This window comes from Paenibacillus sp. MB22_1, assembly GCF_047200555.1.
GTDB lineage: Bacteria > Bacillota > Bacilli > Paenibacillales > Paenibacillaceae > Fontibacillus > Fontibacillus phoenicis.
Genome location: NZ_JBLADV010000002.1, coordinates 1,091,863 through 1,108,609, shown reverse-complemented (window position 1 = coordinate 1,108,609; position 16,747 = coordinate 1,091,863). Strand labels below are relative to the sequence as shown.

The 16,747-nt window shown below is 55.2% G+C and carries 17 protein-coding genes and 2 pseudogenes; 15 read left to right on the top strand and 4 right to left on the bottom strand.

From position 1 onward, the window contains the following. The first annotated feature begins 118 nt into the window (after positions 1-118). The 4 genes from ACL02P_RS16980 to ACL02P_RS16965 all read left to right on the top strand — a co-directional run bounded on the left by ACL02P_RS16980 (position 119) and on the right by ACL02P_RS16965 (position 5,011). The gene (locus tag ACL02P_RS16980) at positions 119-1,285 is read left to right on the top strand and encodes an MBL fold metallo-hydrolase (RefSeq protein ID WP_412837755.1); all 1,167 of its coding nucleotides are present in this window, start codon (positions 119-121) and stop codon (positions 1,283-1,285) included. Between the two features lie 70 nt (positions 1,286-1,355). Then, positions 1,356-2,846, top strand: a complete 1,491-nt coding sequence (locus tag ACL02P_RS16975) for a protein adenylyltransferase SelO (RefSeq protein ID WP_260070138.1) — start codon at positions 1,356-1,358, stop codon at positions 2,844-2,846. Positions 2,847-2,897: 51 nt separating this feature from the next. Next, positions 2,898-3,593 (top strand): NAD(P)H-dependent oxidoreductase, encoded by a 696-nt coding sequence (locus ACL02P_RS16970; RefSeq protein ID WP_009223490.1) that lies wholly within the window; start codon positions 2,898-2,900, stop codon positions 3,591-3,593. A 320-nt stretch (positions 3,594-3,913) separates the two neighbouring features. After that, positions 3,914-5,011, top strand: a complete 1,098-nt coding sequence (locus ACL02P_RS16965) for an MBL fold metallo-hydrolase (RefSeq protein WP_009223491.1) — start codon at positions 3,914-3,916, stop codon at positions 5,009-5,011. A 71-nt stretch (positions 5,012-5,082) separates the two neighbouring features. On the opposite strand, the gene ACL02P_RS16960 is transcribed toward ACL02P_RS16965, so the two are convergent. Then, positions 5,083-5,418, bottom strand: a complete 336-nt coding sequence (locus tag ACL02P_RS16960; RefSeq protein ID WP_412837754.1) for an isoprenylcysteine carboxylmethyltransferase family protein — start codon at positions 5,416-5,418, stop codon at positions 5,083-5,085. 18 nt (positions 5,419-5,436) lie between these two features. Between ACL02P_RS16960 and ACL02P_RS16955 the strand changes: the two genes are divergently transcribed. Both ACL02P_RS16955 and ACL02P_RS16950 read left to right on the top strand, forming a co-directional pair. Beyond that, positions 5,437-5,580 carry a hypothetical protein gene (locus ACL02P_RS16955; RefSeq protein ID WP_412837753.1) on the top strand — a complete coding sequence of 48 codons (144 nt, stop codon included), beginning with the start codon at positions 5,437-5,439 and terminating at the stop codon, positions 5,578-5,580. 19 nt (positions 5,581-5,599) lie between these two features. Continuing rightward, positions 5,600-6,823 carry an MFS transporter gene (locus ACL02P_RS16950; protein ID WP_412837752.1) on the top strand — a complete coding sequence of 408 codons (1,224 nt, stop codon included), beginning with the start codon at positions 5,600-5,602 and terminating at the stop codon, positions 6,821-6,823. A gap of 106 nt (positions 6,824-6,929) precedes the next feature. Here the strand turns inward: ACL02P_RS16950 and ACL02P_RS16945 are convergent, their stop codons facing one another. Continuing rightward, positions 6,930-7,697 carry a class I SAM-dependent methyltransferase gene (locus tag ACL02P_RS16945; protein WP_260070140.1) on the bottom strand — a complete coding sequence of 256 codons (768 nt, stop codon included), beginning with the start codon at positions 7,695-7,697 and terminating at the stop codon, positions 6,930-6,932. Between the two features lie 208 nt (positions 7,698-7,905). Here ACL02P_RS16945 and ACL02P_RS16940 point away from each other — a divergent pair, with 208 nt between their 5' ends. The 6 genes from ACL02P_RS16940 to ACL02P_RS16915 all read left to right on the top strand — a co-directional run bounded on the left by ACL02P_RS16940 (position 7,906) and on the right by ACL02P_RS16915 (position 13,256). Beyond that, positions 7,906-8,325, top strand: coding sequence for a hypothetical protein (locus ACL02P_RS16940; protein WP_412837751.1), 420 nt, complete (start codon positions 7,906-7,908; stop codon positions 8,323-8,325). Positions 8,326-8,495: 170 nt separating this feature from the next. Beyond that, positions 8,496-10,880 carry a GH36-type glycosyl hydrolase domain-containing protein gene (locus tag ACL02P_RS16935; RefSeq protein WP_009223496.1) on the top strand — a complete coding sequence of 795 codons (2,385 nt, stop codon included), beginning with the start codon at positions 8,496-8,498 and terminating at the stop codon, positions 10,878-10,880. A 199-nt stretch (positions 10,881-11,079) separates the two neighbouring features. Beyond that, entirely contained in the window at positions 11,080-11,967 is an 888-nt protein-coding gene (locus tag ACL02P_RS16930) for a D-alanyl-D-alanine carboxypeptidase family protein (protein WP_260070142.1), read from the top strand. 41 nt (positions 11,968-12,008) lie between these two features. After that, positions 12,009-12,173, top strand: coding sequence for a hypothetical protein (locus ACL02P_RS16925; RefSeq protein WP_412837750.1), 165 nt, complete (start codon positions 12,009-12,011; stop codon positions 12,171-12,173). Between the two features lie 175 nt (positions 12,174-12,348). Continuing rightward, positions 12,349-12,888 carry an NADPH-dependent FMN reductase gene (locus tag ACL02P_RS16920; protein WP_009223499.1) on the top strand — a complete coding sequence of 180 codons (540 nt, stop codon included), beginning with the start codon at positions 12,349-12,351 and terminating at the stop codon, positions 12,886-12,888. A gap of 191 nt (positions 12,889-13,079) precedes the next feature. Beyond that, positions 13,080-13,256: a hypothetical protein gene (locus ACL02P_RS16915; RefSeq protein WP_009223500.1), complete on the top strand. Its 177-nt coding sequence runs from the start codon at positions 13,080-13,082 to the stop codon at positions 13,254-13,256. 62 nt (positions 13,257-13,318) lie between these two features. On the opposite strand, the pseudogene ACL02P_RS16910 reads toward ACL02P_RS16915, so the two are convergent. Both ACL02P_RS16910 and ACL02P_RS16905 read right to left on the bottom strand, forming a co-directional pair. Then, a pseudogene (locus ACL02P_RS16910) lies at positions 13,319-13,435 on the bottom strand (ATP-binding protein); the annotation flags it as partial. A gap of 18 nt (positions 13,436-13,453) precedes the next feature. Continuing rightward, a complete protein-coding gene (locus ACL02P_RS16905) occupies positions 13,454-13,651 on the bottom strand; it encodes a hypothetical protein (RefSeq protein ID WP_198136153.1) in 198 nt (65 codons plus the stop codon). Positions 13,652-14,491: 840 nt separating this feature from the next. Between ACL02P_RS16905 and ACL02P_RS16900 the strand changes: the two are divergent. The 3 genes and pseudogenes from ACL02P_RS16900 to treP all read left to right on the top strand — a co-directional run. Continuing rightward, positions 14,492-14,865, top strand: a pseudogene (locus ACL02P_RS16900) (VTC domain-containing protein); the annotation flags it as partial. Beyond that, positions 14,825-15,127, top strand: a complete 303-nt coding sequence (locus tag ACL02P_RS16895) for a hypothetical protein (RefSeq protein WP_311202253.1) — start codon at positions 14,825-14,827, stop codon at positions 15,125-15,127. The pseudogene ACL02P_RS16900 and the gene ACL02P_RS16895, both read left to right, overlap by 41 nt. 153 nt (positions 15,128-15,280) lie before the next feature. Continuing rightward, the gene (gene treP / locus ACL02P_RS16890) at positions 15,281-16,708 is read left to right on the top strand and encodes a PTS system trehalose-specific EIIBC component (RefSeq protein WP_260070143.1); all 1,428 of its coding nucleotides are present in this window, start codon (positions 15,281-15,283) and stop codon (positions 16,706-16,708) included. The last annotated feature ends 39 nt before the right edge of the window (positions 16,709-16,747 follow it).

The following is a 16,747-nucleotide window of genomic DNA, read 5'->3' as shown; positions in this document are numbered from 1 at the left end:
AACCCGCTACTGTCTGCCGAAGCCCCGTAGCAGTGCGGTCTTTTTCGCATAAATCCCCCGACTTTGGCACAACCTTCCTGCATGGATGTCATTTGTTCAGGGAAGGTGGATGGGGCTGATGATGTGGCTCTTTGTTTTGATTGCTTTTGTGGTGCTTCTGGCGGTTGGATGGGATTTATTTCGGAAGCTGTACCCGCCTTTTGGAGGGAAGCCGTCGCCTGCAGACCTGCAGCGCTACCGGCAATCTCCGAATTATAAAGGAACGAAGTTCGAGTACCCCTTGGAAACAAAAATATATAAGCCGTCACTGGGCAGTTTCTTTACGGCGATGCGCGAATATGTGCAGCGGAAACCCGAACTGAAGCCAAAGCGGCCATTGCCCCAAGTCAAGCTCGACCGGGAGGTGATGGAAGAGATCCAGGAGGATACGGTGATCTGGTTTGGCCATTCGGCGCTGCTGTTGCAGATCGGGGGAACCCGGCTGTTGTTAGACCCGATGTTTGGCCAGACTTCGTCGCCGATTGGAGGCGGTAAAAGATTCAACCGTGAGCTGCCCTTCGGCCATTTGAACGAGCTTCCTCCGGTGGATGCTGTCGTGTTGTCTCACGATCACTATGACCATCTGGATTACGGGACGATCCGGCGAATTAAGGATCGGGTCGGGCAGTTCATCGGACCTCTGGGCATCCGTTGTCATCTGGAGCGGTGGGGCGTCAAGCCTGCTCGAATCAGCGAATACGATTGGTGGGAGGAGCTGGAGCTTCATGATGTCCGGTTGGTCTGCACGCCGGCTAGGCACTATTCAGGCAGAGGGCTGCTTAGCCAAAACGGCGGGCTCTGGTGCTCCTGGGTCATTACCACGCCGGAGAAGCGGGTTTATTTTAGCGGGGATAGCGGGTATGGCCCGCATTTTAAGGAAATTGGCGACAAATACGGCCCCTTCGACCTCACTTTGATGGAATGCGGTCAGTATGACGACCGATGGTGGGATATCCATATGCTGCCGGAGCAAACGGTACGGGCTCATCAGGACGTGAAGGGGAACGTGTTGCTTCCCATTCATTGGGGGACTTTCTCGTTGGCGATGCACAGTTGGTATGATCCCATTCGCCGGCTAAGTATAGAAGCTAGGTTGCGGGAGATATCGTTAACGACGCCTAAAATCGGGGAGCCGGTCCGGATTGGGAGTTCGGAATACCCGACCGAGGTTTGGTGGCCAGCCGTCAGCGCAGCGCGAAAGACTCCCAAGTTTCGTGGGGCTCGTCCCTCCGGTACAATGGAGTAGGGAACGATGAACGTCTTGCGGGGAGATCCGTCAGGGGTAACCTTGCAAGGACGATGAGAAGGAGAACGTGATGAACGAACCAAGCGCAAATCCGAACGCCGGATGGAATTTCGATCATAGTTACGCTAGGTTGCCGGAGTTTTTCTACACGAAGCAGGAGGCCAAGCCGGTTCGGGCCCCCCAGCTGATCGTGCTCAACGACAAGCTGGCGGCAGAGCTTGGGCTGAATGCGGAGGCGCTGCGAAGTGAGGAGAACGTGGCCGTCTTTGCCGGCAACCGGCTGCCGCCGGGGGCGGAGCCGCTGGCCCAAGCTTATGCGGGCCACCAGTTCGGGTATTTCACGATGCTGGGGGACGGCCGGGCCCTGCTGCTCGGGGAGCAGATCACGCCTGGCGGCGATCGCTTCGACATCCAGCTCAAGGGCTCCGGCCGGACGCCGTATTCGCGCGGCGGGGACGGGCGTGCCGCGCTGGGGCCGATGCTGCGGGAGTATATCATCAGCGAGGCGATGCACGCGCTGGGCATTCCGACGACCCGCAGCTTGGCGGTGGTGACCACCGGCGAGACGGTGGTCCGCGAACAGGACTTACGCGGGGCGATTCTCACCCGCGTGGCGTCCAGCCACGTGCGCGTCGGCACGTTCCAGTACGCCGCGCAATTCGGCGAGCTGACGGACGTCCGCACGCTCGCCGACTACGTGATCCAGCGCCATTACCCGCAGCTGGCAGAGCTCGCCGACACCGGCGAGGCTGGCCGCTACCTGGCGCTGTTACGGGAGGCGACCCAGCGCCAGGCCGCCCTGATCGCCCAGTGGCAGCTTGTCGGGTTCATCCACGGCGTGATGAACACCGACAACATGACCCTCAGCGGCGAGACGATCGACTACGGGCCTTGCGCCTTTATGGACGCGTACGACCCCGCGACCGTGTTCAGTTCCATCGACCGTCATGGCCGCTATGCCTACGGCAATCAGCCATCCATTGCGGTATGGAACTTGTCCCGGTTCGCCGAAAGCCTGCTGCCGCTGCTGCATGACGAGGAGGAGCAAGCCGTCCGGCTCGCCGAAGAAGCGCTGAAGGGCTTCGCCGGACAGTTCGAAGCGGCATGGCTGAAGGGGATGCGGTCGAAGCTGGGCTTGTTTGGCGAACAGGCGGAGGACGCCGCCCTGATCCATGATCTGCTTGGCCTGATGCACCAGCACCATGCCGACTACACCAATACGTTCCTCGCTTTGACCTTTGGCCGGTTGGAGGAGCCGCCGATGGCGTGCACGCCGGAATGGGCGGAATGGCTGGAGCGTTGGCGGGCACGGCTCGCAGGACAGCCGGAAACGGACGACGCGGTCCGGGAGCTGATGCACCGCAGCAACCCGGCGGTCATCCCGCGTAACCATCGGGTGGAGGAAGCGCTCGAAGCCGCCGTGAAGCGGGAGGATTACAGCGTGATGGAGCGGCTGCTCCAAGCGTTGGCACAGCCTTTCGCCCATACGCCGGAGCAGGCGGACTACGCCGAGCTGCCGCCAGCCAGCGACCGGCCGTACCGGACGTTTTGCGGGACATAACCGTGCGGCGGGTACGCAACTTTTTTACGTTGAGGAGTGATTTTTTTCGTTATGAGCCTGATTGCGAAACTGGATAAATCCGATGTCAAACAAGCGATTCTGGAGGCTTATCACTTCCGTCATGCCTGCAAGCAATTCGATCCGGACCGAACCCTTCCGGAGGAAGATTTCCGGTTTATCCTGGAGGCAGCCCGCTTATCCCCCAGCTCGGTTGGCTTAGAGCCGTGGAAATTCGTTGTGCTGCAGAAGCCGGAGCTCCGCGAGAAACTTCGCGCCGTCTCCTGGGGGGCTCAAGGGCAACTGCCGACCGCCAGCCATTTTGTCGTGATTTTGGCTCGGACGATGAAGGATCTGAGATATGACGCCCCTTACGTCACGCATATGATGAAAGAGGTCCACCACATCCCCGACGAAATTGTGGACCAGATGCTGATGGGGAATTACCGGACCTTCCAGGAGTCCGATTTCCGGCTGCTCGAAAGTGACCGTGCGATGTTCGACTGGGCGTGCAAACAGGCTTATATCGCCCTCGGCAACATGCTGACAGCCGCGGCGCTGATCGGCGTAGATTCCTGTCCGATCGAAGGCTTTGATCGAGACAAGGCAGAGCAGATCCTCCGGGAGGAAGGTCTGTTGGAAGATGACCGGTTTGGCATTGCTTGCTTCGCCGCCTTTGGCTACCGCGTGAAGGAGCCGCGTCCCAAATCGAGGCAGGCGCTGGACGACATCGTGACCTGGGTGCGGTAACCGCCTATCCTTCGTCTACGCCTTGTATAAGTTCGGCAGGATTAGTAACATTATCTACAAAGAAAAATCAAGAATAGAAGCAGAAAGCTTAGGAGGCGGCTAACATCCTCGGCTCTGCACACGAATTACGCCTATCGGCGTTCGGCTTCCTTCTTGGTGCTGTACGATCAGAAATAGACCGTTTCCTTGGTGAGTGGGCGGTCTATTTCTTTTTTAAGTAGCCTCATACCCCCCATTTGGCAACGCCCCCCGCAATGCAGTATACTCTGCTTGAATCCTTCGATCATCCACTCTTCACATAGGAAAAGGCGGTATCCTACATGTATATCACTTTAGGTATTTTACTTGTCATCTTCATCGGCGTTACGCTCTTTCTCCGACTGCACCCGGCCTTTGGCGGGAAGGCCTCTCCTGCGGAGCTGGCGCGTTACTCGCAATCTCCGAACCGGCAGGGAAGGAAGTTTGTGTACACCGCACCCACTTCCTTGCTCCAGCCTGCTTCGGGCAGCATGGTTTCGGTGCTGCGGGATTACCTGCGGGGGAATCCGCGGGTAAGGCCGGATCGGCCGCTTCCGGTCGTGCAGCTGACGCCGGAGACACTGGGGAACCTGGACCGCGACATGGTCGTTTGGTTGGGCCATTCGGCACTGCTCCTGCATTTCGGAGGTAAGCGTCTCCTGCTTGACCCGATGCTCGGCCCGTCGCCCACGCCGGTCCCTCCGTTTGGCGGCAAGCGGTTTAACCAGCAGCTGCCGTTTGATCTGGAGGACTTGCCGGCCGTTGATGCGGTGATCTTGTCCCATGACCATTATGATCATTTGGACTATGGGACCATCAAGAAGTTGAAGGATAAGGTGGGGCGGTTTTTCGTCCCGCTAGGGGTGGGCAGTCACCTGGAACGCTGGGGCGTGGATCCGGGGCGGATCAGTGAGCATGACTGGTGGGAAGAGCTGGAATGGAACGGCTTGAAGCTCGCCTGTACGCCAGCTCGTCATTTCTCGGGTCGGGGCCTTGCGAATCGGAACGGCACGTTATGGTGTTCCTGGGTGATTGCGTCGGCGGAGCGTAAAATATTTTTCAGCGGGGACAGCGGGTATGGTCCACATTTCAAGCAGATTGGTGAGAAGTATGGGCCGTTTGATTTGGCTTTGATGGAATGCGGACAATACGATCCACGCTGGATCGACATCCATATGCTCCCCGAACAGTCGGTGCAAGCCCATGTGGACGTACAGGGCGGCTTGCTCCTCCCGATTCACTGGGCGGCGTTCACGTTGTCGCTGCATGATTGGAACGACCCTATTCGCCGTGCGACAGCAGAAGCCGAACGCCGGAACGTGCCCATCGCCACGCCGAAAATCGGCGAATCGGTCTATATCGGAGACCCGGCCTATCCCAAAGAGGCCTGGTGGGCTTAATGCAGGCCATAACGAACATGAGGCTTTCCCGAGGTGGCGGCCATTCGGAAAAGCCTCTTTTTGCTAAGAATCTACTTATACCCCCGGAACGTCTGCTTCATGATCTTCTCTTCCAGCCGAATGCGGTTGAACAAGGTGATCAGATGCAGCACGAACAAAGGTGTAAACACGACCCAGCCCTGCGAAATGATCGCGAAGCTAAGCACCTCCGGGATGATGTTCAGGTAATAATTGGGGTGCTTGACGCGCCTGAACAGCGGGGTTTCAATCAACTGATGGCCCTTGGCAATATAGATTTTGAAGGTCCAAAAGCGTCCGAGCGTTCGCCTGAGGGAGTGGATGCCGTCAGCCGGTTGGTCGCGGCCTGTACAGCGCTGATCAATCCGCATACTATAGTGTTCTGCCATGATGAGGTGAGTGTCTCTTTGTTGAACGAAATCAAAGTGCAAAGCGCGCAATACGTGCCGGCCGAGCATCTGCCCCGGCTGATGATGAGCGACTGGCGGCGGGATTATTTGACCGGCTTGCAGCAGTTGGGACTTCATCTGATGATATCAACCCGTGGATAGGAGAAGGAGATCCAAACAGATGGCAACATTCTTTCTATTGATCATTTATTTAGCTTTCATCAGCTTGGGGCTGCCCGACTCGCTGCTCGGCTCGGCCTGGCCGATCATTCGCGGCGAGTTCGGCGCTCCGCTGGGGACTGCCGGCGTCTTATATATGATCGTTGCCGCCGGCACGATTGTATCCAGCTTGGCCAGCGGCTCGTTGCTGGGCCGGTTCGGCACGGGCAAGGTGACTCTGGTCAGCTGCCTGATGACGGCGGCGGCCTTGCTTGGTTATTCGGCGGCACCGTCGGTGGTCTGGTTTGGCGTCTTTGCGATTCCGCTGGGGCTGGGCGCTGGGGCGGTGGACTCCGGGCTCAACAACTATGTGGCTGCGCACTACAAAGCGCATCATATGAGCTGGCTGCACTGCTTCTGGGGCGTTGGCGCAACGCTGGGGCCGGTCATCATGGCCGGGTTTATCTCCGGCAGCGGGCACTGGCGCAGCGGTTATTTGACCGTGTCGATGATTCAATTCGCGCTGGTGGTGATTTTGCTCTCCTCCTTGCCGCTCTGGGATCGTGTGGCCCGGATCGCCGGCGATTCACGGAAGGAAGAGTTGCGTGAGATGGAAGCCGAGCAGCCGGACGAACGCCCGGTGAAGCCGCTATGGATTCCCGGCGTCAAGCTGGCCCTCGCATCGTTTCTGTTCTATTGCGGGGTGGAGTCTACGGTCGGCTTATGGGGCAGCAGCTATCTCGTTGGCATTAAAGGAGTGGATGCGGCGACGGCAGCGAGCTGGGTTTCGTTGTATTTTGCCGGGATTACGGTGGGCCGCTTCATTGCCGGGTTCGTCACGTTTAAATTAAGTAACCGTGTGATGATCCGCGCAGGCCAGATTATCGCTTTGTTCGGCGCCGTTGTGCTGGTGCTGCCGCTCCCTGCGGCTCTGTCTCTGGTCGGCTTACTGATCATCGGCCTTGGCCTTGCTCCGATCTTTCCTTGTATGCTGCATGAAACGCCGGTTCGCTTCGGCAAGAAGCAATCTCAGAAGATCATGGGCTATCAGATGGCCATGGCATACACCGGCAGCACGTTTATGCCGCCGTTGCTTGGGTTCCTGGCTTCACATTCCACGATTGGCGTGTTCCCGGTGTACATCGTGCTGTCGGCAGCAGCGATGTGGCTCTTCTCTGAGCGGTTGAACGTTTTCTTGAAAACAAGAAGCCATGCCCCGCAAGAGAGTGTGGCTTCTCCGCAATAGTCTGTCTTATCAGAAGCTAGCTTCGTTAGGTACGTATAACCTATGAGCTAGCTTCTGGATTCTCATTGTTCCCAGCGGGGAATAGGGACAAACCCGTATTTTTCCGTCAACCGGCTTTCTTGGCTAGAAACACGCCATAGGATAAATGCTTCCGGTAACGTTGCAGGAAGGCTTCATTTTCTCTGAAAAATATGCCCACGGCGGGATCCTGCAGCGCCTCTAAATCAATGATACGGTACGGATCCAAAGCGTTCTGCCAATCGAAGGACATCGCTCCGTCTGCGTCCCCTTTCTCCTGCTGCTGTCCGCTTGGGTCTATTCCGGTTTCCGGTCCCCACTGCCGAACGTCCTGAAAACCGGCATCCCGCAGCATCCGCATCCAGGCAGCAGCGTCAGGCAAACGCGGATTGCCGTACAGCTCGCGCATCTCCCGCTCCAGCGCCGGATGAGGCTGCGTCCGAAACAGCTCACGGTCCCACGCTTGCCCGCCCTTACGCAGGACGCGGTGATATTCACGGAACGCCTTCACGGGATCGGCGGCGAACACCGTCACCGACTCGGCGATGACCGCATCATAGGTGTCCGAGCGCAGCGGGATGGCGGTGATATCTCCTTGAATCCATTCGATTTGCAGTTGCTGCTGCTGCGCTCTGTGCTCGGCTTTCTCCAGCATCACGATACTTTGATCCATCGCCGTGACCTGCGCTCCCATCTGGGCTAACAGGCAGGCCGTTCTGCCCGTTCCGCAACCAACCTCCAGCACGCGCATTCCAGGTGCAATGCCAACAAACTGAATAAAATCGAGGGTTCCCTGAAATCCCCCCGGATGTGCCGAGCCTTCCCCAACGGCGGCGATGATTTCGTGATAATTCATCCTATAGCTGCCCCTCCTTTATCAACTTCCCCCACTTCTCTCAACAGCAGAATATGCCGCCGCGTCTCCAGCGCGATTAAGATAGGCTTTCACCTCGGGAGGAGGCCTCGGTTTTGAAGATTTGTTTCGTGAGCAGGACATTCGCCCTGTACAAATATCCGGGTGGTGAATAGGATAAATGAGCATTCGAGAGGGGAGGCACGAGTCTATGCAACAGATCTATCCGCTTGGCGTAGAAACCTGCAAGCCGCATATCGGCAAAACCGTATGCGCTGTACTTCGGGACGGCCGCTATTACATTGGTACGATCACCGATGTGAACGAAAAGGGCATTCAGCTGAACGGAGGATACGCTTCGGGGGCCAACGTTCTCTCTACCCAACCCGCCAAAGCCAAGAAGCAGATCCAGCAGCTGAAATCCAAATCCAAAGGCAACCATAAAGCTTCAACCAAAGCGGTCCCCCAAGCCAACGACCAGGCACAAACGAAGGCGTACGGCTATGGGCCGGGGTTTCCGGTTTATGGAGGATATCCGGGGTACGGTTTTCCGGGCAATCCTTATGGCGCCTATGCGCTGGATTGGGCGGCGATCGCTTTGCTGTTCCTTATTCCGTTTTTGTTTATCTGATGAAGCCTGTGCCGTCATGCGGCGATCCGAGTCAATTTCGTCTTTACGCGAAAATTGGCTCTTTTTTTATGCGCGAAGCAGAAGAAAACGCTTCATAAAAGGGCTTTCCGATGTATAATGAACATAGTTGTAGACAAGTAGACAAGATTACGCGGAAAAGAGGTTGAACCATGTTCAGAGCCACGGAGGACCAGGAATTCTACGAGTTGCTAAGTCCTACACTTCTGCCTAAAGCGTCGGGATTCCTATGGAACGAAACGATGATGATTCACATGAACTGCCGGGGATATGCTGTTGCCCAATTCATGCAGCCGGAGCCGGCCAAGTATTCGCATGCCCCGAATCTGGAAGCGAAGACGTTTATGCAGCCGGAACAGCCATATTATGCGCATCATCCGGGCCGTTTCGTGTTTGTGAAGGACGAGGAAGATCAAAGTCTGTTTTCTGCGCCGTATGAACCGATGCGGGTCAAGACCGACAGCTATGCCTTTGCCTTGGGACAGAGCCGGATCGTCTGGAAGGTCGAGCATCAGGGCGTGTTGATCGAAATGAGCCTCAGCTTGCCGAAGAAGGATCCGCTGGAGCTTTGGCGGGTGAAGGTGACGAATGTGTCGCAGCGGGCGCGGAAGCTGAGTATCTACCCTTACTTCACTGTGGGTTATATGTCTTGGATGAACCAATCCGGCGAATACCATGAGGACCTGCAGGCAATCGTCTGCTCTTCGGTGACGCCGTATCAGAAATATCAGGATTACGATAAGATCAAGTTTTTCCGTGACAAAACGTTCCTGATCGCCGAACAACCGCCGGTGTCCTGGGAAGTGAATCAGGAGGCGTTCGAGGGAGAAGGCGGGATCACCCGTCCGTCCGCCTTGGAACAAGCGGAGCTCGCGAAGGGAGATGCGCGGTACGAGACGCCAGTAGCCGTTATGCAATACCGGATGGAACTGGCGGCAGGGGAAACGCGGGAATACCGCTTCCTGTTCGGCCCGGCCCGGGATGAGCAGGAGATTGCGCAAATTCGGGAGACATACTTCGGCAAGGCTGGCGATCTGAGAGAAGACGGATTTCTGGCTGCCGAACGCGAATACGACCAGTATATTCGGGAAGGACGGGGCTGCCTGACAATCTCCACCCCCGACAAGGATCTCGATCTGTTCGTCAATCGCTGGCTGCCGCGGCAAATTTATTATCATGGACAGACGAACCGCCTGACCACCGACCCGCAAACCCGGAACTATTTGCAGGATCACATGGGCATGAGCTATATCAAGCCGCAGGTGGCACGGGCATCGTTCTTGACGGCGCTGAGTCAGCAGAAAGCAAACGGCGCCATGCCGGACGGAATCGTGCTGCATCCGGACGCTGAACTGAAATATATCAACCAGGTGCCGCATACGGACCACTGTGTCTGGCTGCCCATCTGTCTCAGCACGTATTTGGATGAGACGGGAGACTACTCGATTCTGGAGGAAAAGGTGGCCTATGCCGACAGTGAGGAAGCCGAACCTGTATATGTCCATGTCGATAAAGCGATGCGTTGGCTGATGAACGACCGCGACGAGCGGGGGCTGAACTACATCAACCAAGGCGACTGGTGCGACCCGATGAATATGGTTGGCTACAAAGGGAAGGGCGTGTCCGGCTGGCTGACGATCGCCACGGCGTATGCGTTCCAGGTTTGGGCCGGCATTTGCGAGAACAGCGGACGGCCTGAGGCTGCACGGGATTACCGTGCGGCGGCGGAGGAGACCAACGAAGTGGTGAACCGCTACTTGTGGGACGGCGAATGGTATGCACGGGGTATCACCGATGATAACGTCGTGTTTGGGATTAGCACTGATGAGGAAGGCCGGATCTTCATCAACCCGCAGGGCTGGTCGATGTTGAGCGGCGCGGCCGACGCCGACAAACGCGAGAAGCTGATGCGTGCGGTGCGCGAGCAGCTGGAGACGCCGTACGGCGTTGAGAAGCTCGCACCTTCCTACACGAAGATGCGCGAGGATGTCGGCCGGGTCACGCAGAAGCACCCGGGCTCGGCGGAGAACGGCGCGGTGTACAATCATGCCGCTGCCTTCTACATCTACGCGTTATATACGGTGGGTGAGCGGGACGATGCCTTTCGGCTGCTGCGCAAAATGCTGCCCGGCCCGGATCTCGAGGATATCGTGCAACGGGGACAGCTGCCGGTGTTCATCCCGAACTACTACCGGGGAGCCTATCGGCAATTCCCGCGGACGGCAGGACGCTCCAGCCATCTGTTCAACACGGGCACGGTGCCGTGGGTGTACCGCTGCTTAATCGATGGGCTGTTTGGCGTGCAGGGCACGAAGGACGGCATCCGCGTGAGCCCGCAGCTTCCGTCCCATTGGAACGAAGCGGCGATCACGCGCGAATTCCGGGGTGCCACGCTGCACGTAGATATCCGGCGGGACGCAGCGGTAACAGAGACCGAGGTTTACGCGGATGGCGAGCGGCTGCCGGAAGGCGTGCTGCGGAATGTGCAGCCGGGCAAGACTTACCGCGTGCAGGTGAAGCTGCCAGCCGGAGCGTAAGCGAAAGCGGCGGAAGCAAGAAGAAGCAAGAAGCGCAAGCGTGTCGGGGAAGATCCCCTGCGCTTGCGCTTTTTTTCGCGTTGCCTGTGTTTCATGCGTCTCCCTCCTGCAATTTAAGAAAAACTTTATTTTTTCCTCCCATTCTTCTTAAATTATAAAAGTTATCCTAAGGGGGAAGAAAAGCTAGGGGGAAATCGACGTGAAAAAGTGGATAATTTGCCTAATGCTCCTGGTGCTGCTGGGATACGGGGTTTCTAAATTTAAGACCGAAACGGCCCGATCACCGCAGGATTCAGCGCCGCCCGTAGAGGACGTTGAGCCGAATGAGGTTTCGGATTCGTCGCTGGCTGCAGAAGGAATGACGATCCACGTCACCAAGGAGATGATATATCAGGGCGATTTGCTGCTGGTGAACAAGGACCATCCGGTTCCGAAGGGGCTGCACCCCGATAAGGAAGCCGTTAGTCTGGTGAAGAACCCCGAATTGATCGACGGATTTGGAGTGTTGGATAATAAAGTGCTGTTGTCGCCGCGCATGGCGGAACGTTTTGCAACGATGGTGAAGGCCGCCGGGGAGGAAGGAATCAACCATTTCCTGATCAGCAGCGGGTACCGGGACGAAGAGAAGCAGGACGAGCTGTACCGCCAAATGGGTTCCAAGCTGGCGCTGCCTGCCGGATACAGCGAGCATAACCTGGGGCTGTCGCTGGACATCGGGTCGTCCCAAGCGGAGATGAATGTCGCCCCGGAAGGCCGGTGGTTGAAGGAGAATGCATGGAAATATGGATTTATTTTGCGATACCCGGACGACAAAACGGCGATCACAGGCATTCAGTTCGAGCCTTGGCACTTCCGGTACGTGGGTCTGCCGCATAGCGCCATCATTCACGAAAACGGGTTTGTGCTGGAGCAATACTTGGATTATCTGAAGGAGCAACAGTCGGTGAGCATCACAGTACAAGGCCAGAAGTATCACGTCTTCTACTATCCGGTATCCAAAGATCGGACCATTGAGGTGCCGGCGCAGGGCAGTTATGAGATTTCCGGCAACAACATGGACGGAGTTATTGTGACCGTTCGCGAGTAATCCGGCAGCGAGGCAGGAGATCATGAAAGCGAGGGGATCCAATGGGGCCAATGGGAACGATTGCAATATACAAGAGAGGGCTGAATATGGGAATACCGGGGGCGATGATCGTTCCCTTTCGAGAGCTGCCGGATTCGGCGGCCTTTGGTTTGTTCGGCTTGTTTCGCGTGTTTGGTGAGAGCATTTGTTTTGCAAACTTTTTGTAAGTTTCTTGACAAAAGGAATCTTGGTGACTATCATTAACTCAAGTTTGATTAATTCAAATAAAGGATATTGGAGAAGTTCGGAATCGTACCTGATGGTGTAACAGCATTGTTTTGGGGCAAAATAATGTCAGGTGGATTAACGAAGCCAAGAAATCAATCGAGGAGGAAAATAGCCATGTCTAAATTGAACATCGGGATTATCCTGGGAAGTACCCGCGATGGGCGCGTGAGCCCGCAGGTCGGAGAATGGGTGAAGAAGCATGCGGATGCTCGCGGCGACGCCAATTATGAAATCGTTGACATCGCGGATTACAAACTGCCGTTGCTCGGCGAAGCCGATGCCAGCGAGCAAGCAGCGGCTTGGAATAGCAAGCTGAACAGCTTGGACGGTTTCGTATTCATCGTGCAAGAATACAACCACAGCATCACAGGTGCCCTGAAGAACGCGCTGGACTATGCGCGTGAAGCGTGGAACAACAAAGCAGCCGGGATCGTCAGCTATGGTTCCGTAGGCGGCGCTCGTGCAGCAGAACACCTGCGCGGCATTCTGGGCGAACTGCTGGTTGCGGATGTGCGTGTACACGTTGCCCTGTCGCTGTTCACCGATTTCGAGAACTACAGTGTCTTCAAGCCGGCAGACCTGCACTTGAAGAACCTGAACGACATGCTGGACCAAGTGCTTGCTTGGAGCGGCGCGTTGAAGACGCTGCGTTAAGATTCATTTCCGACTTCGATTTTGAAACCCCTGTGCCTAATGATATGGCGCGGGGGTTTTTTGCATGATTGCCGGTGCAGGTAATGCCTCGTATAACGATATCGATCTCCTGAGGCGCGCTATTGCTGTGACGTTTGTCATATCGATGAGACGGTACGTTTGCTAATTGTACCTTAGGAGGTGGACGACGCATGAAAGTCAATTATCCCTTGAAGGGAACTCCGGATCTCAAAGAGATCAAGGAATCCCTCAAACCGTTTGGCGGTCGCTGCGCAAAAATTGTCGATGGTACGTTGGAATATCAGATTAAGAATGAGAATGAGAAAGCCGCTTATGAAGCCATGAAGGAACAAGGCTACATTGAATAATTAGCAGCAATGAAAAAAAGGGTGTTCCCTGTCACGAAGTGACATGAGGGGCACCCTGCTTTTTAGTATAGATGTACATAAAATGTGGTGGATTCACCCAGCTTACTTTTGGCATAAATTTTTCCCTTGTGCTGTTCGACAATCGATTTCGCGATGGCCAGCCCAAGTCCATAACCGCCTTCTTTGCAGCAGGATCATCACCACCTGCGGAAAACGTATAGAACCTTCCGGGCTGTGACATCCAGGAAGACGAGTATATATCCGCTGTCCGTAGAGCGTACGTTGTAAATCCAGCGGCTTCCGTCCAGGCTGAATTGCCCGCTACTCTGGCGCTTGTCCACCGCCTTCTCCAACGCTTCGTTGTAAAAATCCTCATCCATGTCAAATTTGGACATGTAGGAGATCAACTCGAATTCTTGATCCGTTTGCAGCATAAATGAAATGGACCGATCAGGCGGTGCTTCTCCGGAACGATCCAGGGGCCGGTTTTTGCCCGGTGCGCCGCTTTCGACACTGCTGCTCCCGATTCCAGCGCCTATGGGGGGGCGTTGCGGCCGGGGGATTTTTCATAGGAATCCATGACTTTGTGTAAATCCATATTGATGTCGCTGTTCACGTTACCTTTAATCAACCTTAAGCTCAGATTTGGATGCGGTTGCTTCATTAATGAGCTGCGAATGATCTGATCTGCTAATGGGCTGCTTGTAGACACTTGTATGTACGTATGCGTTTGTATACACTTGTAGGCGCTCGAATGGCACGTATACGCTTGTATGCACTTGATTGTATGCCCTAACGCTGATGAGAAGCGCTAATGTGACGAAATCGAGGGTTTGGAAATTTTAACGCTGCTGAGGAGCACTATTTCAACAAAATCACTACTATTTAGTCGCAAAAAGAGGAAATAAGCACGTTGATCAGCGTTAGAGTCATAAAAAGAGCATTTTAGCCAATTTAAGCGCTGTGGCAAGCGTTAGATCCTTCGCGGTAAAGTGTCGAGGACGAATAAATTACGCCTCTCTGAGGTCCGTTACGGCTATGCTCCGCGCCGAATAGCTGTTGCTTGTCTTGCCCTTGTGCCCGGAGTAGCCGAGGTGGGGAGAGCATTTTAAACATGCCTTTCACATCTTTAAGGTTCGTTAAAGGTTAGGGGGCTATGATACAACCATGGCAAGCGGGAGATCACCTGCTGCAAGGCCGATAGCACTAGGAGAGAAAGGAAGGAACTGAAGTGTATGGCGATCAAGGTTTTCAATCGATACGAGAACAAATACCTGCTCGACGATGCGGCTTACCGACGGTTATATGCAGAGCTGCTGGAATATATGGAACCGGACGATTACAACAAACAACATGAATTTTACTCCATCAGCAACCTGTACTTCGATACCAAGGATGACACCTTGATCCGCACGAGTCTGGCCAAGCCCAAATATAAGGAGAAGCTCCGACTGAGAGCTTATGGTGTCCCGGACCCGAATGCGAAGGTGTACCTGGAGATCAAAAAAAGGTGTACGGGCTGGTGAACAAACGCCGGACGTCGTTGAGGCTGCAGGAGGCCTATGAGTTTGTACGGACGGGCATCGAGCCGGAGTACAAGGACTACATGCGGTGGATATCTCTATGTCGATGCGATGACCTTCTCGCAAACGCAGAAAGCAGGGACATTGGTCCATCTGGAGGATAAAGCAGGCAACGAAATCCTGACGTTTGCCCCGACGAAGAATTTCCAAAACGTCGTGATCAGCTCGCCGAAGTTGAAGAAAGGTAGCTATAACCTGTACACCGGCGGGACATCGACGGGCAGCGCGAAGGACGGACTTTATACAGATGGAAAGTACTCGGGTGGTACTGTTTTTGTCGAAAAATAGGGATTGACGGATTTGTATATACAAGTTAAAATGAAAACGCAAACAAAAAACATGTATATACAAGTTGAATAAAGGCGGTTTGGCATCATGTTCTATCGTTTGCTGCAAAATAAATTGATCATCTTTTAGGACATCAAGAAGGAGGAACCATCCATGAGTAACTACACGCAACCGGCAAACGATTTGCTGAAGCATGTCGGCGGCCGCGAAAATATTTCGGTTGTCACCCACTGTGCGACCCGCATGAGATTCGTGTTAAATGACCCGAAGAAAGCGGACGTCGAACAGATTCGGGCGATCAAATTGGTGAAAGGCACGTTTACCCAAGCCGGTCAGTTTCAGGTCATCATCGGTAACGAAGTGGCTTCATTTTATAACGAGTTCATTAAAATCGCCGGCGTCAGCGACACCTCGAAAGAGGAAGCGAAGGAAGCCGCCAAGCAGAACATGAACTTCCTGCAGCGGATGATTGCGCACTTGGCGGATATTTTCACCCCGCTGATTCCAGCCATCGTAGTTGGAGGTCTGATCCTCGGCTTCCGCAACATTATCGGGGACATCAAAATGCTGGACGACGGTACGAAAACCCTGGTCGAAGTATCGCAGTTCTGGGCCGGAACCCATGCGTTCCTCTGGCTGATTGGTGAAGCGATCTTCCACTTCCTCCCGGTCGGCATCACTTGGGCCGTCGCACGGAAGATGGGGGCTACGCCGATTCTCGGTATTGTGCTGGGGATCACGCTCGTCTCGCCGCAGCTGCTTAATGCTTATAGCGTTGCCGGTGCAACGGACATTCCGTTTTGGGACTTCGGGTTTGCCAAGGTGGAAATGATCGGTTATCAGGCACAGGTCATTCCGGCGATTCTGGCGGGACTGGTGTTGTCCTTCCTGGAGTTGAAGCTGCGTAAAATCGTGCCGCAATCGATCTCGATGATCGTTGTTCCGTTCTTTGCGCTGGTGCCTACCGTTCTGCTTGCCCACACGGTGCTTGGGCCGATCGGCTGGCATATTGGTTCGTTTATCTCGAATGTGGTTTATTCCGGTCTGACTTCGTCGTTCGGCTGGCTGTTCGCCGCGATCTTCGGATTCGCGTACGCGCCGCTGGTCATCACGGGGCTGCATCACATGACCAATGCGATTGACTTGCAATTAATGAGCGAACTCGGTGGGACAAACCTGTGGCCGATGATCGCGCTCTCGAATATCGCGCAAGGCTCGGCCGTGCTGGCCATGATCTTTATCAATCGAAAAAATGAAGAGGAGAAACAGATCTCCATTCCGGCAACGATCTCTTGTTACTTAGGGGTTACGGAGCCGGCGATGTTCGGGATCAACCTGAAATACGGGTACCCGTTCCTCGCGGCGATGATCGGGTCGCTGGTGGCGGCGGTCATCTCGGTTGGCACGGGCGTCATGGCCAATTCCATCGGCGTTGGCGGCTTGCCGGGCATCTTGTCCATCCAGCCGCAGCACATGGTGACCTTCGCTTTGGCGATGGCCGTAGCGATCGTTATCCCGTTTATCCTCACGATGGTTTTTGCGAAAGCAAACATCGGCAAAGTATCGTTCAAGAAAAATTAAGCTCATGGCGGAGGAACAGGATTGTTCCTCCTTTGCGAT